At 59.7% G+C, this 20,539-nt stretch carries 15 protein-coding genes and 1 riboswitch; of the genes, 8 read left to right on the top strand and 7 right to left on the bottom strand.

Going from position 1 to position 20,539, the window contains the following annotated elements:
• Positions 1-14: 14 nt before the first annotated feature.
• Positions 15-467: a DUF1249 domain-containing protein gene (locus tag AC19YQ_RS06105; RefSeq protein WP_133076663.1), complete on the bottom strand. Its 453-nt coding sequence runs from the start codon at positions 465-467 to the stop codon at positions 15-17.
• A complete protein-coding gene (locus tag AC19YQ_RS06100; protein WP_326427502.1) occupies positions 458-1,075 on the bottom strand; it encodes an NUDIX domain-containing protein in 618 nt (205 codons plus the stop codon). The genes AC19YQ_RS06105 and AC19YQ_RS06100 overlap by 10 nt, the downstream gene beginning before the upstream one ends.
• Positions 1,076-1,295: 220 nt before the next feature.
• On the opposite strand from AC19YQ_RS06100, the gene AC19YQ_RS06095 reads away from it, so the two are divergent.
• Positions 1,296-2,042 carry an RsiV family protein gene (locus tag AC19YQ_RS06095; protein WP_339474822.1) on the top strand — a complete coding sequence of 249 codons (747 nt, stop codon included), beginning with the start codon at positions 1,296-1,298 and terminating at the stop codon, positions 2,040-2,042.
• Between the two features lie 44 nt (positions 2,043-2,086).
• Here the strand turns inward: AC19YQ_RS06095 and cytX are convergent, their stop codons facing one another.
• On the bottom strand, positions 2,087-3,358 hold the full coding sequence (cytX, locus tag AC19YQ_RS06090; protein ID WP_500594788.1) for a putative hydroxymethylpyrimidine transporter CytX: 1,272 nt from the start codon (positions 3,356-3,358) through the stop codon (positions 2,087-2,089).
• A gap of 141 nt (positions 3,359-3,499) precedes the next feature.
• On the bottom strand, positions 3,500-5,389 hold the full coding sequence (thiC, locus tag AC19YQ_RS06085) for a phosphomethylpyrimidine synthase ThiC (RefSeq protein ID WP_326397242.1): 1,890 nt from the start codon (positions 5,387-5,389) through the stop codon (positions 3,500-3,502).
• Positions 5,390-5,543: 154 nt separating this feature from the next.
• A riboswitch (TPP riboswitch) is annotated at positions 5,544-5,649 on the bottom strand.
• Between the two features lie 172 nt (positions 5,650-5,821).
• Here thiC and AC19YQ_RS06080 point away from each other — a divergent pair.
• The 3 genes from AC19YQ_RS06080 to AC19YQ_RS06070 all read left to right on the top strand — a co-directional run bounded on the left by AC19YQ_RS06080 (position 5,822) and on the right by AC19YQ_RS06070 (position 12,064).
• The gene (locus AC19YQ_RS06080; RefSeq protein WP_133076668.1) at positions 5,822-7,258 is read left to right on the top strand and encodes a TolC family outer membrane protein; all 1,437 of its coding nucleotides are present in this window, start codon (positions 5,822-5,824) and stop codon (positions 7,256-7,258) included.
• A 119-nt stretch (positions 7,259-7,377) separates the two neighbouring features.
• A complete protein-coding gene (locus AC19YQ_RS06075; protein WP_500594787.1) occupies positions 7,378-7,893 on the top strand; it encodes a hypothetical protein in 516 nt (171 codons plus the stop codon).
• Positions 7,829-12,064 carry a dermonecrotic toxin domain-containing protein gene (locus AC19YQ_RS06070; protein ID WP_500594786.1) on the top strand — a complete coding sequence of 1,412 codons (4,236 nt, stop codon included), beginning with the start codon at positions 7,829-7,831 and terminating at the stop codon, positions 12,062-12,064. Before AC19YQ_RS06075 ends, AC19YQ_RS06070 begins: the two co-directional genes overlap by 65 nt.
• Before the next feature lie 2 nt (positions 12,065-12,066).
• Here the strand turns inward: AC19YQ_RS06070 and waaA are convergent, their stop codons facing one another.
• The gene (gene waaA / locus AC19YQ_RS06065; protein ID WP_326427505.1) at positions 12,067-13,344 is read right to left on the bottom strand and encodes a lipid IV(A) 3-deoxy-D-manno-octulosonic acid transferase; all 1,278 of its coding nucleotides are present in this window, start codon (positions 13,342-13,344) and stop codon (positions 12,067-12,069) included.
• A 145-nt stretch (positions 13,345-13,489) separates the two neighbouring features.
• Between waaA and AC19YQ_RS06060 the strand changes: the two genes are divergently transcribed.
• From AC19YQ_RS06060 to AC19YQ_RS06045, 4 genes are all read left to right on the top strand, one after another.
• A complete protein-coding gene (locus AC19YQ_RS06060) occupies positions 13,490-13,822 on the top strand; it encodes a DMT family transporter (RefSeq protein ID WP_016783272.1) in 333 nt (110 codons plus the stop codon).
• Positions 13,823-14,014: 192 nt separating this feature from the next.
• A complete protein-coding gene (locus AC19YQ_RS06055; RefSeq protein ID WP_500594785.1) occupies positions 14,015-15,190 on the top strand; it encodes an NAD(P)/FAD-dependent oxidoreductase in 1,176 nt (391 codons plus the stop codon).
• Positions 15,187-15,999 (top strand): aldo/keto reductase, encoded by an 813-nt coding sequence (locus AC19YQ_RS06050; RefSeq protein ID WP_500594784.1) that lies wholly within the window; start codon positions 15,187-15,189, stop codon positions 15,997-15,999. Before AC19YQ_RS06055 ends, AC19YQ_RS06050 begins: the two co-directional genes overlap by 4 nt.
• A gap of 41 nt (positions 16,000-16,040) precedes the next feature.
• Positions 16,041-16,997 carry a metal ABC transporter ATPase gene (locus tag AC19YQ_RS06045; protein WP_339474829.1) on the top strand — a complete coding sequence of 319 codons (957 nt, stop codon included), beginning with the start codon at positions 16,041-16,043 and terminating at the stop codon, positions 16,995-16,997.
• A 120-nt stretch (positions 16,998-17,117) separates the two neighbouring features.
• Here the strand turns inward: AC19YQ_RS06045 and hldE are convergent, their stop codons facing one another.
• On the bottom strand, positions 17,118-18,539 hold the full coding sequence (gene hldE / locus AC19YQ_RS06040; RefSeq protein WP_339474831.1) for a bifunctional D-glycero-beta-D-manno-heptose-7-phosphate kinase/D-glycero-beta-D-manno-heptose 1-phosphate adenylyltransferase HldE: 1,422 nt from the start codon (positions 18,537-18,539) through the stop codon (positions 17,118-17,120).
• A 151-nt stretch (positions 18,540-18,690) separates the two neighbouring features.
• Positions 18,691-20,499 (bottom strand): lipid A export permease/ATP-binding protein MsbA, encoded by a 1,809-nt coding sequence (gene msbA / locus AC19YQ_RS06035; protein ID WP_339474833.1) that lies wholly within the window; start codon positions 20,497-20,499, stop codon positions 18,691-18,693.
• Positions 20,500-20,539 lie beyond the last annotated feature (40 nt).

Genomic DNA, 20,539 nt, shown 5'->3' with positions numbered 1-20,539 from the left:
TGTTGATTTCAAGGCTAGCGTACTTCTGCGTATTCATGCCCGCATGCCAGGCAATGGCTGAGCCACTCACCCAGAAACACATTGAGCTGGGCTTTTTCGTCGGGCTGGTGCATGGCGATGTTGGGGTACGGGTAGATGCTGCGAAAGCGCCGGGCGTGCTCGGCAGCAACGACTTCAGCCATGCGCGCATCGTGATAAACCTGAACCTGCAACTCGGGCACCGGCAACCACGGCAAGCTGTGTTCCTGACGGATGCGCAGGGTGCTGGTGTATGGGCAATCGAGGATCACCTCAAGCGTCAGCACGCCCAGCATCTGGTCCCCCTGAGTCACGGCAATCCGGCGCGGGCCGGGTTGCTCGCGCATTTCAGGCAACAAACGCATCAGGCGCGCATAGTTGGCCTCGCAGGCAGCCTGCAAACCGATCAGGTCGACTCGATAACGATCGCGAACCCCATTTACGACCATAACCCCCTCACTTCAGCGCGGTTAAGCGCCAGCCATTGCAGGGCAATAATGCTCGCTGCATTGGAAATACGTCCATCACGTACAGCTTGCAGCGCATCTTCGTACGCCCATACCGTTACACGAATATCTTCTGCCTCTTCTTCCAGCCCATGCAAGCCCCCCACACCCAAGGTGCTGCAACGCCCCAGAAACAAGTGAACAAACTCGGTGCTGCCCCCCGGCGAAGGGAAATAGCGAGTGATGGGCCACAGTGACGAGAACGTAAGACCGGCCTCTTCTTCGCCTTCACGGTGAGCGACTTCTTCGGGCACTTCAGCCTTGTCGATCAGCCCGGCCACCAGCTCGATCAACCAGGGCGTTTGGGTCTTGCCCAGGGCGCCGACCCGGAACTGCTCGATCAGCACCACTTCATCGCGCTGGGGGTCATACGGCAATACACATACCGCGTCATGGCGCACAAACACTTCACGACTGATCTCACGGCTCATGCCACCGGCAAAGAGTTCGTGACGCAGGTGCACGCGGTCCAGTTTGTAAAAACCCTGATAACCGTTCTCGCGCTTTACGATCTCAACGGCACTTGGCGTGGCCTTGGTGATGTCAGTCATTGCAAACCCCTTACTGGCGAATTTCACCGGGGTGGCCCTCGGCATCGCGCATCCTAACGCGCCTGCGCCTGCGGATGCAGCCTCTTTTATGACGCGGGGATAGACGGATCGCCTGCAAAACAACTCTAATTGACTCTATCAAGCTTAGTGGCGAACCGATGCCCATGCTGGCAGTCGAACCACCATAATTTTCTCTTTCTTTCGACGATGAAGGACGACCATGTCGCTTTTAAAGTTTGCCTCCATGACTTGCATCGCCCTGACCCTGGGTGCTTGCCAAAGCGTGTTTCAACCTTCGGCACAAAAGCCGCTGGCGTTTACCAATGACGCCTCGGAGCAGGTCAAATCCGGCTGCACTGGCCCGGACTGCCCGCTGGTGAATATCGACACCCTGCACTTTGCCGATGCTCCTAACCTCGACGCGCTGATCGAAAACCGCCTGTTGAAGATGACCGTAAACTCGCCCGACGACAAACTGGCGCCATCGCTCAACGCGTACCGTGAGCATTTCCTGCGCACAGCCGACAGCCGCAACAGCACCTACTTGCAAGCCAAGGTACGCGAGGAGCATGACGGTCTGGTGATTGTCGAGTTGTCCAGCTACCTGGACACCGGCGGCGCTCATGGCATGCCGGGGCGCGGCTTTATCAACTACTCGCGCAAAGAGCAGAAAGAAGTGACCTTGCAGGACATGCTCTTGCCGGGCCAGGAGCAAGCCTTTTGGGGGGCCGCAAAAGTGGCCCACAACAACTGGTTGATCAACAGCCATTACAGCAGCGACCCGGAATACGTCAAAAACTGGCCGTTCCAGAAAACCCCTAATGTGGCGTTACTCAAGGACAACGTGGTCCTCAAATACGACGTGTACAGCATTGCGCCGTACTCTGAAGGTCATGTTGAACTGAAGATCCCGTACTCGCGCCTGAACGGGATTCTGAAACCGGAGTGGTTCCCGGGCCGCGGGTAATCACCCCATCTCCTGTGGGAGCGGGCAAGCCCGCTCCCACCTAGTCATGCAACCGCTTTTGAGCGCCCTGTCACCCACTGCAACAACCCCGCCAGCAGCAACGCCGGCAACGTCGCGCCCACATCAGGCATAAAGTTCGCCAGCAGGTGATAAGTCACCACCCCGCCCAACCATGCCAGCAAGGTCGTCCAGCGCAGCAGGGTCGGTGCGACCCGGGCACTGCGCTTGCGCAATATAAAATGATCCACCAGGACCACCCCGAACAATGGCGCGAACACCGAGCCAATCAGCAGCAGGAAGTTCTGGTACTGCGCCAGCGGCGCAAAGCAGGCAATCAATGTGCATACCACACCGATAGCCAAGGCCAGATGCTCGACTTTCAAACGCAGCAACATCCCGCCGGACACCGCCGCCGAGTGGATATCGGCAAATGCGTTTTCGGACTCGTCGAGCAAGATCAGCAGCAGTGGAATCCCCAGGCCTGCCCCCGCCAGCGCCAACAGCAGCGCATTCACTTCACCGCTCGGCGCAAACGCCAGGGTGTAGGCCACGCCCAGGCTCATCAGCCAGAAGTTACCAATAAAGAAGCCCAGTGCCGTACCGCCAAACACACTGTTGGCGCGCTTGCCGAAGCGCGAATAATCCGCAATCAACGGCAACCACGACAGCGGCATGGCAATGGCAATGTCAAAACCCACGGCAAACGGCAGTGAGCCATCGCCCTTTTGTGCCCACAATGCGGGCAGGTCGGCCTTGGCGAACAAATTCCAGGTCAACCAGATGCAAGCCGCCAGCAGCAGCCAGATGCCCCATTTGCGCAAGACCTTGCGCACAAAGGTCAACGGCCCGCTGACCGCGAGTAGCGTGGCCAGGGCGCCGAAAAACAGCGTCCACATCAAGGGGTTGCTCAACCAGCTGCCTTCACTGAAGGCCCGTGCACCCAACAGGCTGGCCGCATCGCGCATCACAATGATTTCGAACGAGCCCCAGCCGATCAGTTGCAACACGTTGAGCACGGCAGGGAGCATGGCGCCGCGGCTGCCGAGGCTGAGTTTCAGCGCGGCCATTGACGACAGCCCGGTGTCGCTGCCGATCACACCGACCGAGGCCAACAACGACACGCCGACCAGCGTGCCGAGAAAAATCGCCAGCAATGAACCCGAAAGGCCCAGCCCCGGCGCAAGCAACGCGCCGGTCTGCAACACCATCAGGCCTATGCCGAGGGAGAACCACAGGGAAAACAGATCTCGACCGCCGAATACGCGCCGGTCCTGAGGGACAGCAAGGTCGGGAGAGTAGGTACTGGGTGTGTTCAATGGGTTGAATCTCACAAATAGAGAGTTGCCTGAAAGCCCTGTGGGAGCGGGCTTGCTCGCGATAGAGTCGACACGGTTACACTCAAAGACCGTGACGTCTGCATCGCGAGCAAGCCCGCTCCCACAAGGGAACTGCTCACATCACACTTTTTTGTACAGCTGGCTGCCTTCCTGCTTGAAGCGCTCGGCCTGTTCGGCAAGGCCCTTCGCAACATCCACATCGATGGCATCGATGCGCTGGTTGGCGGCGTAGATACGGACTTCCTGGGTGATTTTCATCGAGCAGAATTTCGGCCCGCACATGGAGCAGAAATGCGCGACCTTGGCCGAGTCCTTGGGCAAGGTTTCATCGTGGTACGAGCGGGCGGTGTCCGGGTCCAGACCAAGGTTGAACTGGTCTTCCCAACGGAACTCGAAGCGTGCCTTGCTCAAGGCGTTGTCACGGATCTGCGCACCCGGATGGCCCTTGGCCAAGTCGGCAGCGTGGGCCGCAATCTTGTAGGTGATAATCCCGGTCTTCACGTCATCCTTGTTCGGCAACCCCAAGTGTTCCTTGGGCGTGACGTAGCACAGCATGGCGCAACCGAACCAGCCGATCATGGCCGCACCGATGCCCGAAGTGATGTGGTCGTAACCCGGTGCAATGTCGGTGGTCAGCGGGCCGAGGGTGTAGAACGGCGCTTCGTCGCAGCACTCCAGCTGCTTGTCCATGTTCTCCTTGATCAACTGCATCGGCACGTGACCGGGGCCTTCGATCATGCATTGCACGTCGTGCTTCCAGGCAATCTTGGTCAGCTCACCCAGGGTTTCCAGCTCGCCGAACTGGGCCGCGTCGTTGGCGTCGGCAATCGAGCCCGGGCGCAGACCGTCGCCCAGCGAGAAGCTGACGTCGTAGGCCTTCATGATTTCGCAGATTTCGTCGAAATGGGTGTAGAGGAAGTTCTCCTGATGATGCGCCAGGCACCACTTGGCCATGATCGAACCGCCACGGGACACAATGCCCGTCACACGCTTGGCGGTCAGCGGCACGTAGCGCAGCAGCACGCCGGCGTGGATGGTGAAGTAGTCGACGCCTTGCTCGGCCTGTTCGATCAGGGTGTCGCGAAACAGCTCCCAGGTCAGGTCCTCGGCCACGCCGTTGACCTTCTCCAATGCCTGATAAATAGGCACGGTGCCGATCGGCACCGGCGAGTTGCGGATGATCCACTCGCGGGTTTCATGGATGTGCTTGCCGGTGGACAGGTCCATGACCGTGTCCGAACCCCAGCGAATGCCCCAGGTCAGTTTGGCCACTTCTTCTTCAATCGAAGAGCCCAGTGCACTGTTGCCGATGTTGCCGTTGATCTTCACCAGGAAGTTACGGCCGATGATCATCGGCTCCAACTCAACGTGGTTGATGTTGGCCGGGATGATGGCGCGACCGCGGGCGATTTCTTCACGCACGAATTCGGCGGTGATTTCTTTCGGGATGCTGGCGCCGAAGCTGTGGCCAGGGTGCTGCTGATCCAGCAGACCTGCCGCCCGGGCTTCCTGCAGCTTCATGTTTTCGCGGATGGCGACGTATTCCATCTCGGCGGTGATGATGCCCTGACGCGCATAGTGCATCTGGGTAACGTTGGCACCGGCCTTGGCCCGACGCGGGTTTTTGACGTGGGCAAAACGCAGTTTGGTCAGCTCTGCATCCTCCAGGCGCATTTGCCCGAAGTTCGAGCTCAAGCCCGGCAGGCGCTCGGTATCGTCACGGTCATCGATCCAGGCCGAACGCACATCGCCCAGGCCTTTGCGCACGTCAATTTGAACAGACGGGTCGGTATACGGACCCGAGGTGTCGTAGATCAATACCGGGGCGTTCACTTCGCCGCCAAAATCGGTGGGGGTGATATCCAGGCTGACTTCACGCATCGGCACCAGAATGTCCGGGCGCGAACCCTGTACGTAGACTTTTTGCGAGCGGGTAAACGGCTTGACCGACTGCTCATCGACCTTGGCCGAATCACTGAGGTTGATCGCGTTTTTTGGTTTTGTACTCATCACGGCTCTCCAGACTGCATCCAGGCGGATTGTCGGAGGGAGAACCTGAAAAATGTACGGATGCACCCAAGGACTGGGTGCTGAGTGGCGGCCTCGAACAACTGATCATTTTTTGACCAATTGATCCCGGACAGCACTCAAGAGGACTCGCCGGGAGACGAGAAATCTTGTTCCCTACGCAGGCGTTAACCTGATCAGGTTCAACGGGATCCGAAATTATTCGATCTCAGCCTCATAGCAAGGCACCCCGACAAGAACCCGGCCAGTCTAGACAAGAGTGAGGCAGAACGCCAATCCCACAATTAATGCAGTGATGAAAGGCGTAACAATGGCATTGTTGCAAGGTGCCACCACTACTACACTCGCTACGGCTTGAAACCGCGAATCGGGCTCGGGCACTTATTTTTCGCAACCTTGAACTAGGGATCGCTCATGCTGCGCAAACTATCACTGGCTATAGCCGTGTCTTGGGCGACCAGCGCAATGGCTCTGGATACAACCGCCCCATTGTCCAGTCAAAACGGGTTGGTCAGCGTTTACCACGAAGCGGTAGACAACAACGCTGACCTGGCTGCAGCCCGCGCCAATTACGCGGCTCAAAAGGAAGTGGTGCCCCAGGCCCGCGCCGGTTTGCTGCCCAACCTGTCCGGCGGCGCCGAGTCGAGTAATGTGCGCACCGCTATCGACCAGCCTTCGCTGACGACCACCCGCAGCGCCGTGGTGTACCAGGCCACGCTGGCACAACCGATTTTCCGGATTGATCGCTGGTTCCAGTTGAAAGCCGCCGAATCGATCAACGAGCAGGCCGCGCTGCAACTCTCGGCCACCGAGCAGAATTTGATCCTGCAGAGCGCCAACGCCTATTTCTCGGTGCTACGCGCCCAGGACACGCTGGCCGCGACCAAGGCCGAAGAAGCCGCCTTCAAGCGCCAACTGGACCAGTCCCGGGAGCGCTTTGACGTGGGCCTGTCGGACAAGACCGACGTGCTGCAATCCCAGGCCAGTTACGACACGGCACGGGCCAACCGGATGCTGGCTCAGCGTCAGGTAGAAGACGCCTTTGAATCCCTGGTCACCCTGACCAACCGCCAGTACAACGCGATTGAAGGCATGCGCCACACCTTGCCGATCCTGCCGCCGATGCCCAATGACGCCAAGTCCTGGGTCGACACGGCCGCACAGCAGAACCTCAACCTGCTGGCCAGCAATTACGCGGTCGATGCCGCCGAAGAAACCCTCAAGCAGCGCAAGGCTGGCCACGCGCCAACCCTCGATGCCGTCGCGCAGTACAAGACCGGGGACAACGACGCCTTTGGCTTGAGCAACCCCAATGCCCTTAACCAGCGCTATGGCGGCGACGTGTCGCAACGCAGCATTGGCGTGCAGTTGAACATCCCCATCTACAGCGGCGGCCTGACCAGCTCGCAAGTGCGTGAGTCGTACTCGCGCCTGGACCAGACCGAACAGCAGCGCGAAGCCTTGCGTCGCCAGGTGGTCGAAAACACCCGCAACCTGCACCGGGCGGTGAACACCGACGTTGAGCAGGTACAGGCGCGCAAACAGTCGATCATCTCCAACCAGAGTGCACTGGAAGCCACGGAAATCGGCTACCAGGTGGGCACGCGCAACATCGTCGACGTGCTGGACGCCCAGCGCCAGCTCTACAACTCGGTGCGTGACTACAACAACAGCCGTTATGACTACATCCTCGACAACCTGCGCCTCAAGCAGGCAGCGGGAACCTTGAACCCTGGCGACCTGGACGCACTGTCGCGCTACCTCAAGGCCGACTACAACCCGGACAAGGACTTCCTGCCACCCGACCTGGCCAAAGCAGCCGAAGCCAACTTGCGCTCACCGGGCAATTAAGCCAGCCCCTCCGCAGGGGGGGATTCACAGAACTATCCAGCTACCACCCCTCCTTGTGAGCACCAGAAGTTAATACGGCACCGGTCGTGTGACCTTCTGGCACTCTCAAGGAACCCCCTATGACAACGCCCCATCTCGCCCCTGCACAAAACGCCGTTCGGGAACAATTCGCCAACCCGCCCTCACTTGAATCTGTCACCCGGCAAATGCTCGCGGCGGCCATTGCCCAAGAGTACCCCACCCTCAAAATTGATCTGGCCCGCACCCGCCTCGCCGTCCCCCGGCCTCAAGGGGGCTGGGACTTGCAGCCATTCATGCCCAAGGTGCTGGATTACCTGGGCACAGGCGCCGAACTGGATCTAAGCCCGATCAATACACAACCCTACTACCTGACCGATGACGCTCCCGACTGGCTCAAGCCCGAAGAGGGCGAGCTGGATATGCGCGTCATCGAGCGCCTGGTCAAAGAGCTGACCTGGCGCCTGCCCATTGGCCTGCAGAATGCTTTGAGCAACTTTTGGTCAGAACCCGGCGGATACCGGCGTCAGCCGTTGGCAATGGCTCAGCGATGTGCTGAAAGACACCTTGCGCATCGGCGCCCTCCAGCAATCCGACCTGCCTCAGACAGCCCGTGAGGCCATCAACCAAGTGATCAACGCCCCCGAACTTGAAGAGCGTGTCCGTCAACACGCACAAAACGCTGTTCACGCTTACTGGCTCAAGGCCACGCTCGTGAATGCAGGCGAGACCCGCTCCGGGATGAGTTCACGAATCGTCCTGGTGACCCCGGAGCACATACTCGTGTGCAATGCCAACGGCAAGACCCTGACCTATCGAAATCAGGATTCATTGGGCCGGGGCTGGGCCCGAAAGATCAGCCGGTCCTTCAGCGTTGACGAAATTCGTCTTGAACAATATGAGCTCGACGGCAATGTATTCGACGCCGCCAGCGCTGCCCTCCTTAACCGGCAGCTGGAGAGTATTGGCTTGCTTGAACTGCCTTCCAGCGTCGGTTGGCAGGCGCTGGACAAGGTATACAGGCATATCACCGAGCCCTCCCGCTATTTTGTCGCCGCCCCTCAAGCCAATCTGCGCACCCTTGAAACCCTCAAGCAACACTTGCCCGACTGGCTGAAAAACGCGAGTGCTGCCGATCAGGCCCACTTTCGCCAGTACAGCCTGGCCTTGGCCGCGGCGAAAAAAAACAGCCAGGGCCGGACCTACCTGTCCGACATCAGTACGCTGCGTGCGTACGCCGCCGATGTGCTGCATCAAAAAATGCGCACCGATCAACTGCAATTTGAGCTGGACACGCCCGTACACGCGCTCAGCGAGCTGTTGAGCCCCGACGAAATCGAGCTGACCTTTCTGACAGTCGCCGGGGCTTATGGCACCTTGGGTGTCGTGGAGCCCGTGACCATGAGCCTGACCGACCTGGCCCTGAAAAACCTGATCGGTCGTCCCAAAGGCACGCTGAGCGTGCGCCACCATCTGGGTCTGGACCTTCCCCAGTGGCTGACGCCCGATTACATCACACGACGCGGCGGCCTGATTGAACAGGTCAACATCGGTAAAGCCTACCCCGAGCGCCTTGAAAGCTTGCTGCTGAGCAACACACCCGACGCCCAGGCGCGCGAAAAACTGTTCGCCGAGCACCTGCGCGCGCAACTGCCACTCCAAGCCCTGGAACTGCGCCTCAAGCAAGAAGGCTCCATGACCACCCTGGGCGCCAGTTATGTCGCTGCGGTGGTGCAAAATCGCGCCGCCGATCGCGTGGTCGAGGGCGCGCCAGTGGTGATCCGTCACCTGGCGCTGGTGCGACAGCCCGAAGCGGTGCCGGACATCGTCAACAACATGTTCATCATTGAACCCGCCAACGTTGAACATGGCCCGCATGTGCTGTACCGCCCGCTCTACGCCCCCTCCTTGCTGGAGTTCAGCACCCGTGACGCCTTGCTGGACGCTATCGCCGAGCCCGGAGAGCTGCAAGCCAGCGTCATCACCTGGTTAAGTGACAGGGCCCGCCCGATCTACGACCACGGAGGTTTCAAGGAACCCCACTTTGTACGTTTTGGCCTGGGTAGCGAATACGACCCCATTGAAGCGCCCAAGCCCGCGCTGCTGGCCGTTAACGGCATCAGCGACGAGTTGCTGCAATACCTGAACAACGGCCAATTGATGCAGTTCCTGTACGGCTGCAATGCCAGGGCTCTGGTGGAACAGGCCAACGCAGAATCGGTGACCAACAGTGAAAGCCGCTGGGCCGTACTGCTGGAGGGTGGCGGTCTGATTTTCAACAGCCTGCTGATGCTGCCGGCGGTGCCGGCGCCCCTGATGGTGACGGGCGGGTTGCTGGGCCTGATGGGCCTGGCCAGCCAGACTATCCCCGCACTCGTAAGTAATGACCCGACCGTCCGGGAGCAGGCCGCCGCCGACATACTGCTCAACGTCGGGCTGTTGCTGCTTCACGAGGCTCCCGGTTCCCGCAGCGTACTCACGGCACTGCCCACCGGGCTGCGGACGCAAGCCATGCGCCCGTTTACAACCCTGCGCGTGCCGCAGGTCTGGCCCGAGCCAGCGCCGCCTCGCGTTATCTCCGGCAGCGTGGCGCTGCCCGGCCAATTGCCCAACGCAGAAAGCGCCGTGCTGGATTTAAGCTTCGCCAATGCCCGCAATCAACTGACACCCAGCCAGCGCGAACGGCTGGCCGAGTTCAAGGTGACGCGTCCCCCTGCGCTGCCGACCGCACACCCCGACGGCCCCCGCAAGGGGCTGTATTACCTCGACCGGACCTGGCATGCCTTGATCGATCAGAACCTGTACGCCGTCGATGTCGACCCTGAAGGCACGGCGGTCATCGTGTCCATCACCGATCCCCGCCACCCGGGCCCCAGCCTGCAATCAGACGGCCATGGCAACTGGTCGCTTGATTTGCGATTACGCTTGCTGGGCGGTATGCCGCCCAAGCGTATCGCCGCCTTTCAACAACACAGGGCGCAGCGGATAACCCAGCTGGGCAATGATCTGAAAGATTTTTTCCCACGGGAAATACCTCTGCAAAGAGCCGTTGATATCACTCACAAGGCCCTGAAAAACGCTAACGCCGACCCCCGTTTCACCGAGCAACAGCTGGCCAGCCTGCGTGACAAACTGAGTACAGCCCTGCACGCCGAATTGAGCGCTTACCAGGCACTGCTGGCCAGCAAGCAGGAGCGCATTGAGCTCAAGATCCCCTTTCACGAAAGCATCGTGGTGTCCTTGCTCGAAAAGTCCTACGACAACCGCAATTTTTCCATGGCCATTGCGGCAGGCGAGCAACGAGCGCTGCTGCAGAAATGGGCACAGTTCACCACCCCGGGTCAGGAAGCAGCTGCGGCGGCTGCGGCAGAAGTCGATAGGGCAGGCTTCGCCCAGTTCATGCATGAGCAAGTGGCACTCAACCAGGCCACCATCAACCGCATCGAACAAAGAAACCACTACCTGGAAGAACTGTTCAACCTCAGCGAAGCCGGGGCCACCGTTGCCGGCAAATTGGTGCTGGAGATTCCCGCCGACGCGCACACCAGCCTGAGCCTCAAAAGCTTTCAGCTGGACTGCCTGAAACTGTCCAGTTCCATGCCCTTGGCAGGCAGCATGGTAGAGGGCAGCCTGGACATCACGATTGATCCGCTTAAAGAGCATGTACACACCCATAACCAGCTCAACCTTCTGGAGTTCGACGCCAGCAAGCGCCTCGAAATTCTGGGCAGTCTGGTGGAGTGCTACGGGCAGGCGCTGGATGCCTTGCAAGGAATTGGCATCGTTTACGGCGATGAACTAAACCTCGAATACTTCAACCAGCTATCTGCCCTGGTCACCGATCTTTACCAGGACGTCACCCGCCAACTGGCGGCCGAAATCAGGCCACCGGCTCAACCGCCAGCCAAGAAGCCACGCAAACGCACACCTTCGACTGCGGGCGTGAGACCCAAAAAAATGATCAGTGTGCGAGGCAAAGGCAAGTTGATTGGCGAGCTAAGACCCGCCGACAGCGAATGGCACAAGGAGGTCATTGAAGTCCGTTCTGACTACGACAAACACCTGCTCTCAACCTACTTGCAACATGGCGACGAATGGGTCGAAATCACGGCCGATCACCCCGCGCCAGCACCGCACACCCGACCTCTCAACGTCATCAAAGGCGATGCGCGCAAGCTGTTCAGCCAGTTCGAAGGTCATCTGCGCAAGGCCGGGCAGTACAAGGCCCTGTCACGTCACCCCCAGGAGGTCGAAGAACTGCTGACCCACGAAGCCCAAAAACTCGACAAACTGGCCACCGAAATGCACGTCGCCTTGCAAGCACAGCCAGACGACGCTCGCCTGCAGGACGATCAAACCCTGGTCGACAGGATGCGCAATGCGGCGCAGCAGATGGTGACTGAAGGCAAGGCCATGCGCATTCAGTTGAGCCTGGAACTGCCACCGACCCATGGCAACCTGCAGTACCTGATTGATCAGGAGCTGGTCCAGATTGCCGGTCTTGGCAGGCGCATCCAGTTAACGGGCGAGCGCCGGGACTTTATCCAGGAATATGCCATCAACGACCGTAGGGGTGAGGCGCTGTGGTATGCCCACTTTCACTATGCCGAGGCCGACACCTTGAAGCAGAACTATACCGTGGCTCATTTGAAGACCAAGGCACAACGCACGCTCAGCTATTGGTCGCAGCTGGCCAATGCAAAAAGCGGACAAGCCATTGTCAACGTCCACCGTGGCCAGATCGGCCGGCCACTGGCAGAACGCTGGTTTCTGCCAGTGGCCCAATAGGCTCAGCGCGCCATCAAGCGCGCCAGGCCGTCGAGCAATCGCTGCAAGGCGCCTTGATTGAGCTGCATGACTTTGAGGCCTGCCTCAGCCATGCGCTGTGCGTCTTGCGGCAACTCAAACAGGCGCTGCACGGCGAGGGCCAGACCTTGCGCATCCTCGACCTCTTCCAGGGCTGCGGCTTCGCGCAGCTTGGCGGCAATTTCGAGGAAGTTGAACAGGTGCGGCCCGCTCAGCACGGGCTTGGCCAGCGCCGCCGGTTCCAGCAGGTTATGCCCGCCGTTGGGCACCAGGCTGCCACCGACAAAGGCGCTGTCTGCCAAGGCATACAAAAACAGCAATTCACCCATGGTGTCGCCCAGCAGCACTTGGGTTTGAGCCGCAACCGGCTCACCGCTTGAGCGGCGCACGGTGGCAAACCCTTCGCGCTGGCACAATTGGAATACCGAATTGAATCGTTCAGGATGACGCGGCACCAATATCAGCAGCCCATTGGGGTAACTGGCGAGCAATTGACGATGGGCCGACAACACGATCTCGTCTTCGCCCTCGTGGGTGCTGGCAGCAATCCACACCGGACGCTCTTGCGCCTGCCATTGCTCACGCAGCGCTCGGGCTTTGATCAGTAGTTGAGGATCAATACTCAGGTCGAATTTGATCGAGCCGGTGACCTCAACGCATTCAGGGCGCGCGCCCAGGAGCCGAAAACGCTCAGCCTCGGCCTCGGTCTGCACGGCGATCAGGCTCATTTCTTCGAGCATGGGCCGGGTCAGGCCCGCAAACCGCGCATAGCCTTTGGCCGAACGCGCAGACAACCGGGCATTGGCCAGCGCCACCGGGATCCCGCGCTTGGCGCACTGGTGGATATGGTTGGGCCACAACTCGGTTTCCATGATCACGCCAAGCCTGGGCTTGACCCGATCCAGAAAGCGCGCCGCCGCCCACGGCAAATCGTAGGGCAGGTAGCAATGCTGAATGCGCGGCTCGTTTGCGAACAGCGCCTGGATCCGCTCGGACCCGGTCGGCGTCATGCAGGTCACGGTGATCGGCAACTGTGGATAACGCTTGAGCAGCTCGCGAATCATGGGCGCGGCGGCAATGCTCTCGCCTACAGACACCGCATGTACCCATATCCCTCCCGGCTGCATGACCGGCAGGTTCAAGGCAAAACGCTCGCCAATACGCCGGGCATAGGCTGGCGCCTTGCGCGCCCGCAGCCACAAACGAATCGCCACCAGCGGCAGCCCCAGATGAAACAGCAAGGTGTAGAGAGTTCTATTCATGGGCACGGAGTTTACTTGAAAAAGTATTCACGATGATGGCACCGAATAGCCCCTTCCCTGTCGCAACCAGAACGCACTACACACTTTCACAACTACTAGAATGGCTAGCTGTTAAATTGCCCCGCACCACACTCAGGACTCCACCATGAACGCCTACTACTATCTGGCCATCGCCATTTGCGCCGAAGTGATTGCAACCGTCTCCATGAAAGCGATCAAGGGCTTCAGCACGCCATTGCCTCTGGTTCTGGTGATTGCCGGCTACGCCACTGCGTTCTGGATGTTGACTCTGGTGGTTCGTACCATCCCGGTAGGCGTGGCTTACGCCGTGTGGGCAGGCATGGGCATCGTGATGGTGAGCATCGCGGCACTGTTTATCTACGGGCAAAAGCTCGATGTGCCTGCCATGCTCGGCATGGGCCTGATTGTGTTGGGGGTGGTTGTTATCCAGCTGTTTTCCAAAACCGCGGGGCACTGAAACAGCCCACCCTGTAGTCGCTGACGAGGAACGAAGGCTGCGAGCTCTTCCAGATCAAGAGCTCGCAGCCTTCGTTCCTCGTCAGCGACTACCCAGGCAAGTTGCGTCTGCCATAGAGTATTTACAGGTCAAGGCAGGTTGAAGATCAGACTGTATACTTGCGGTCTTTGTCTTTAAACGCTGAGGTCGCTCATGCCATCTGTTATTTCCACCGACATGCTGATTGTCGGCGCTGGTGTTGCCGGCCTCTGGCTCAATGCCCGCCTGCGACGTCAGGGGTTTTCCACGATTGTGGTCGAACGTGAAAGCCTGGGCGGCGGTCAGAGCGTGAAATCTCAGGGCATCATTCATGGCGGCGCCAAGTACGCGTTGCATGGCGCCCTGACCGGCGCCTCTGAAGCCATCGCCGATATGCCCCGGCGCTGGCGTGAAGCCCTGGCCGGTGATGGCGAACTGGATCTGAGCGGCGTGCGCCTGCTCTCCGAAGCCCATTACCTGTGGTCACCCGGCACGCTGGCGGGCAACCTCACCAGCTTCTTTGCCAGCAAGGCCGTACGGGGCCGGGTCGATCAAGTAAAAGGCGACCAATTGCCCCCCGCCCTGCAAGACCCGCGCTTCAAGGGCAAGGTCTATCGCCTGGCGGAGCTGGTGGTCGATGTTCCCAGCCTGATCGAGCGTCTGGCCGAGTTGGCGGGCGACGGCTTGCTGGCCGGCCAGACCATTGAACCCCTGTTTGAAAACAACGAGCTGATCGGCCTGCGGGTCGACGGACGCGACATTCATGCCCAGCGCATTGTATTGAGCGCAGGTGCAGGCAATGCCGAGCTACTGGCCAGTGCCGGTATCAGTGTTCCAGCCCAGCAACTGCGTCCATTGCACATGGTGCTGGTCAAGGGTCCTAGCCTCAAACCGCTCTACGCCCATTGCCTGGGCGGTGGCCCCAAGCCGCGCATTACCGTCACCACTCACCCGGCCGCTGATGGTGAGTGGGTATGGTACCTGGGCGGAGACATCGCCGAAGCCGATGGTGTTGCCCGCGAACCTGCCGAGCAAATCGCCGTGGCCAAAAAAGAGCTGGGCAATTTACTGCCGTGGGTCGATCTGAGCCAGGCGCAATGGGCCACGTTGCGGGTCAACCGCGCCGAGCCTGCGCAGTCGGGCCTGGTGCGCCCGGACAACGCCTACCTGGCGGATCAAGGCCGCCTGTTGGTGGGTTGGCCTACCAAGCTGGCACTGGCACCTGACTTCTCGGATCGCGTGATCCAGGCACTGGAAAACGACGGTATCAAGCCGGGCAATGCCCCAGCCCTGCCTGCGCTACCGCGCCCGCCTCTGGGCAAGACCGCCTGGGAGCAACTGTTGCCATGAGCCAGCCAACCCTGCACGAGCTTTATCGACCGCTGGGCAGTACCGGCCTGCTGGTCTCGCCACTGGGCCTTGGCACCGTGAAGCTGGGCCGCGACCAGGGGGTCAAGTACCCCAGCGGTTTTCAGATACCGGGGGATGACGAAGCGCGAATGCTGCTCAAGCTCAGCCGTGACTTGGGCATCAACCTGATCGACACCGCGCCCGCCTACGGCCGCAGTGAAGAACGCCTGGGCCCGCTTTTGCGCGGCCAACGCCAGGACTGGGTGATTGTCAGCAAAGTGGGCGAAGAGTTCGTCAACGGCCAGTCGAGCCATGATTTCAGCGCAGCCCATACTCGGCGTTCGGTGGAGCGCAGCCTGCAACGTTTGGAAACGGATTTCATCGATCTGGTGCTGGTGCACTCTGACGGCAATGACCTTGCGATTCTCAATGAGTGCGAGGTCTACGAGACCCTTGCCGAACTGAAACGCGAAGGCAAGATTCGCGGCTTCGGCCTGTCGGGCAAAACCGTTGAAGGCGGGCTCAAGGCCCTGGAAACAGGCGATTGCGCGATGGTCACCTATAACCTCAACGAGCAGGCCGAGCTGCCTGTTATCGAATTCGCCGCGGCCCGCGGCAAAGCCATTCTGGTCAAAAAAGCATTGGCCAGCGGGCATGTTTGCTTGAGTCCGGGGGTTGATCCGGTACGCGCCAGCTTCGAACTGGTATTTGGCCATCACGGAGTTGCCAGTGCTATTGTCGGCACCATCAATCCGCTGCACCTGGCCCATAACGTGGCGACGGTTGCGCAGGTACTGCGTAAAACCTGAAGCTGGCGATGTGGCCGACCCCGACGCAAGAAGGAGCCAAGATGCCGCGCATGCTGATCCGCAAGAACCCCAGCGACTTCAAAACCCTGCCGTTGTATGTCGAAGCCACACCTGAGGGGCTGAGCTATCAAAGCGTCGGCATGCCGCTGAACTTCACGCAAACCCTGCAAAAACGCCGACCGGTGAAAGTGGCCAACAATGAACGCTTTTCCCTGGAACTGGCAAACCTTGGGGTATCGGTGCGCTTGACCTTGCATTGGCAAGGCCGCGACTACTGGGTGTTGGTGCGCCAGCGCAGGCAGGATCGGGGCGATGTGGTGCTCAAGCTGATTTCAGGCTATGTGCCAGCCCATGAGGTCAACCTGCCCCTGCATACGGCGATCCAGGAAATTGCCGAAGAGTGCTTGCTGGAAACCCCCGAAGGCTGGCTCAGCGGGCGCTTCAACGAAACGTGGCTACCGGCCCCCTATGCAGCCGCCCTGCATTACCGTGAAGCCCTGCCCTTTCGCCTGACGCCACTGTCTGGAGCTGCGCGGCCCGTTCGCTGTGGCAGCCAGCCCCTGCTGGAACGACCACGGGCCTACGTGCATTTACCGACGGCGTCACTGCAACTGATTTACGACCTGCGCCTGGAGGTCCCCAAGGAAGCCAAGTCCCTGAGCCTGTTTCATGTCGACGAGCGACTGGAAGGCGATCAACTGGTCGCGCGCCTGGACCGCAAGCACCCGGACCTGTACTTGATCCCGCTGACCGATGGCCAGCCCTGCGCCGAGCTGTACACCCTCACCAAAGACCAACTGCACCCTGCCAGTACCCGGGGCGTGCGCCTGGCCGAGAGCTTTGCGCCTCAGGACGGTTGGGTGGTACACGACGAGCGGATTCACTGGAAGGATTGGGTCAAGCAGCAAGGCTTGAGCCCGCCGACACCGGAGTCCAGGCTCAAGCGCCTGACCGGCAGGGCGCGGCAGATATTCAGAAAGGTCGTGAAGAAGGTTTAAACCCGAAGCAATGCACGTGTGGGAGCGGCCTTACTCGCGATACAGTCGACGCGGTCTTCAGAAAAACCGGGGCGATCTTATCGCGAGCAAGCCCGCTCCCACATTGCATCCGCTTGATCGTTACTGACCGCGAATCTTCTCGACAATCGCCGTGGTCGAGCTGTTTTCAACCAGCCCCAGTACTTTGACCGTACCGCCATAAGCCGCCACGATATCGGCACCGACCACTTGATCGATCCCGTAATCACCGCCCTTGACCAGTACATCCGGCTTGACCTGGGCCAGCAGGTTCTCTGGAGTCGCTTCAGGGAAGCTGATCACCCAGTCCACCGCGCCCAAACCCGCCAATACGGCCATACGCCGGTCAACGCTATTGATCGGGCGACCAGGGCCTTTGAGGCGACTCACTGAAGCGTCATCGTTGACCGCAACGATCAGGCGATCGCCCTGGGCCCGCGCTTGCTCCAGGTAGGTCACATGACCGGCATGGAGGATGTCGAAGCAACCATTGGTGAAGACGATTTTCTCGTTATGTGCCCGTGCATCTTCGATGGCCTGTAACAGCTGATCGAGACTCAGAACACCACGCTCAGAACCTTCGGAGCGCTGAATCGCCCGGCGCAGTTCCGGCGCACTGATGGCTGCCGTACCCAGCTTGCCGACAACAATACCGGCCGCCAGATTGGCCAGCGCCACGGCGTGGGGCAGTTCTTCACCGGCAGCAATGGCGGCGGCCAGGGTCGAAATAACGGTATCGCCAGCACCTGTAACGTCAAACACTTCACGTGCCCGAGCGGGCAAGTGCATGGCTGCAAAGCCCGGACGCAACAAGGTCATGCCATGCTCGCCACGGGTCACCAGCAAGGCCCCCAGGTCCAGATCAGCCATCAGCTTGGCGCCTTTGGCCACCAGGTCAGCCTCATCGGTGCAGCCACCGACAATGGCTTCGAACTCGCTGAGATTGGGCGTGATCAGGCTTGCACCACGGTAGATAGAGAAGTCCTTGCCCTTGGGGTCAGCCAGAACCGGAATACCTTTGGCCCGCGCAGCCTGGATCAACACCTGATGGTTTTTCAGGGCGCCTTTGCCGTAGTCGGACAGCACCAGCACCTTGATGCCTTCGAGCAGGTTTTCAACTTCGGCGCCCAACGCCAGGGCGTCAGTGGCGAACGGTTCTTCGAAGTCGATACGCAGCAGTTGCTGGTGACGGCTCATGACCCGTAGCTTGACGATGGTCGGTTGGTGCGCGATTCGCTGGAACAATGCACGAACACCGGCGCCTTCAAGCCGATTGGCCAGGCTGTCGGCGGCTTCATCGTCGCCGGTCACACCGACCAATGAGGCAGGCGCACCCAGTGCGGCAATGTTGAGCGCAACGTTGGCAGCGCCGCCCGGGCGGTCTTCGATTTGCTCGACCTTGACCACCGGCACCGGCGCCTCAGGCGAAATCCGTGAGGTCCCGCCATGCCAATAACGGTCGAGCATGACATCGCCTACCACCAAGACAGGGGCTTGATCGAATCGCGGCATGGACAACTTCATGGAGATCCCACATACAAAATGAACAGGGGCGCGATATTAACACAGGGTGAACGCAGGTCCGTTCACGGTATTAATCGCAGCGAATGAGAATCAGGCATAGCGAACGCATTGTGTCGCCGCTACCGAAGACTCCGGCAGCGGCGACACCCTGCTAGGCGATATCGCCCGAGGTTTGAGGCGCATCAAGGCCCATCGAGTGAAGGCGCGCGTAGTAGCCGTTTTGCGCCATCAGCTCGGCATGGGTACCGCGCTCGACAATCTGGCCCTGATCCATGACCAGGATCAGATCGGCTTTCTCGATGGTCGTCAGGCGGTGAGCGATCACCAGCGTGGTACGGCCTTTCATCACGTGGTCGAGTGCTGCCTGGATATGGCGCTCAGACTCGGTATCCAGCGCCGAGGTGGCTTCATCCAGAATCAACAATGGCGCATTCTTGAGCAACGCCCGGGCAATGGCCAGACGCTGGCGCTGACCGCCGGAAAGCAGTACGCCGTTCTCGCCGACCTGAGTGTCCAGGCCTTGTGGCAATTGCTCGATAAAGTCCATCGCGTAGGCGTCACGCGCCGCTTTTTCGATATCGGCACGGGGGGCACCCGCCAAATCGCCATAGGCAATGTTGTTGGCCACGGTGTCGCTGAACAGGGTCACATGCTGAGTCACCTGGGCAATGTGACGGCGCAGGTTAAGCAGGCGGTAGTCCTCGATATCAACACCATCGAGCAGAATTTCGCCCGACGTGTGGTGATAGAAACGCGGAATCAGGTTCGCCAGCGTCGACTTGCCGCTACCGGAACGCCCCACAAGCGCCACCATCTGCCCTGGTTCGGCCGTGAAGGTCACGTCCTTGAGCACCTGACGATCGGTGTCCGGGTAGGTGAAGTTCAGGTTACGCACTTCAAGACGACCGCTGACGTGGTCGCGCTCAACAGTGCCGGTGTCGACTTCAGGCTGCTCGTCCAGTTGCTCAAAGATGCTTTCAGCACCGGCCACACCCTTCTGGATCGTCGAGCTGACTTCAGACAGCTGGCGAATCGGCTTGGGCAACAAACCGGCCAGGGTGATGTAGGCAATCATGTCGCCCGCCGAAGAGTCGCCACGCAGGTAAAGCACCAGGAACATCAGGACGCCCATGGCCACGTAGATGACCAGTTGCAGCATCGGGGTATAAATCGCCCCGGTACGGGTCATGCGCAGTTGCTTGTCAGTGTTGCTCTGACTGGCTTCCAGAAAGCGCTTTTGCTCGTAGGCTTCACCGCCAAAACTGCGTACAACGCGATAACCCTGGATAGTTTCCGAGGCGACGTGCGTCACGTCACCCATCGCTACCTGGATCTTCTTGCTTTGCTTGCGGAATTTTTTGCTGGCCGTGCTCACCATGACGGCAATCAGCGGCAGGATCGCAACCATCACCAGCGTCAGGCGCCAGTTCATCCACAGCAACGAGCCAAACAGGAACACAACGGTCATGCCTTCACGGATGACGACCTTGATCGCATCGGTGGCAGCGCCGGTGACCATTGTCACGTTGAAGGTGATACGGGAGATCAGATGGCCCGAGTTGTGCTTGTCAAAGTAGCGATTGGGCAGTACCAGCAGGTTATTGAACAGCTGAACCCGCAAGTCATGCACCAGGCCCAGAGACACCTTGGCCAGGAAGTAGTTACCCAGGAAGGAACCCAGGCCCTGCCAGGCGGCGATCAATACGATCAGTATCGGCACGACCTGCAACAGGCGCAGATCACGTAAATAGGGAATAGTGGGGAACAGCACTGCATCCGGATTGGACAGGCCATCGACGAAATACTTGAGGATGTAACCAAGCATTGGCTGGGTCGAAGCGAAAATAAGAAACCCGAGGATACTCAGCAGGAAAAGGCCGACATAAGGCCGGACATAGCTGAGCAGGCGCAGATATATCTTCAAGCTCGATTCGCTTGTGCTGGGGCTGGATTCGGTCATATCACGCGGCGGTTAGTCAAAAAGGATGCTGACTTTATCA

The organism is Pseudomonas sp. MF06569 (assembly GCF_059862735.1).
This window is presented reverse-complemented; position numbering and strand designations above follow the sequence as displayed.

What these genes read in the sequence shown, in the direction of transcription:
- AC19YQ_RS06045 (WP_339474829.1), top strand. Translation starts at nt 16,041, where the DNA reads ATGCCGCGCATGCTGATCCGCAAGAACCCCAGCGACTTCAAAACCCTG.
- hldE (WP_339474831.1), bottom strand. Translation starts at nt 18,539, where the DNA reads ATGAAGTTGTCCATGCCGCGATTCGATCAAGCCCCTGTCTTGGTGGTA.
- AC19YQ_RS06080 (WP_133076668.1), top strand. Translation starts at nt 5,822, where the DNA reads ATGCTGCGCAAACTATCACTGGCTATAGCCGTGTCTTGGGCGACCAGC.
- AC19YQ_RS06055 (WP_500594785.1), top strand. Translation starts at nt 14,015, where the DNA reads ATGCCATCTGTTATTTCCACCGACATGCTGATTGTCGGCGCTGGTGTT.
- AC19YQ_RS06105 (WP_133076663.1), bottom strand. Translation starts at nt 467, where the DNA reads ATGGTCGTAAATGGGGTTCGCGATCGTTATCGAGTCGACCTGATCGGT.
- AC19YQ_RS06095 (WP_339474822.1), top strand. Translation starts at nt 1,296, where the DNA reads ATGTCGCTTTTAAAGTTTGCCTCCATGACTTGCATCGCCCTGACCCTG.
- AC19YQ_RS06050 (WP_500594784.1), top strand. Translation starts at nt 15,187, where the DNA reads ATGAGCCAGCCAACCCTGCACGAGCTTTATCGACCGCTGGGCAGTACC.
- thiC (WP_326397242.1), bottom strand. Translation starts at nt 5,389, where the DNA reads ATGAGTACAAAACCAAAAAACGCGATCAACCTCAGTGATTCGGCCAAG.
- msbA (WP_339474833.1), bottom strand. Translation starts at nt 20,499, where the DNA reads ATGACCGAATCCAGCCCCAGCACAAGCGAATCGAGCTTGAAGATATAT.
- AC19YQ_RS06100 (WP_326427502.1), bottom strand. Translation starts at nt 1,075, where the DNA reads ATGACTGACATCACCAAGGCCACGCCAAGTGCCGTTGAGATCGTAAAG.
- AC19YQ_RS06075 (WP_500594787.1), top strand. Translation starts at nt 7,378, where the DNA reads ATGACAACGCCCCATCTCGCCCCTGCACAAAACGCCGTTCGGGAACAA.
- waaA (WP_326427505.1), bottom strand. Translation starts at nt 13,344, where the DNA reads ATGAATAGAACTCTCTACACCTTGCTGTTTCATCTGGGGCTGCCGCTG.
- AC19YQ_RS06060 (WP_016783272.1), top strand. Translation starts at nt 13,490, where the DNA reads ATGAACGCCTACTACTATCTGGCCATCGCCATTTGCGCCGAAGTGATT.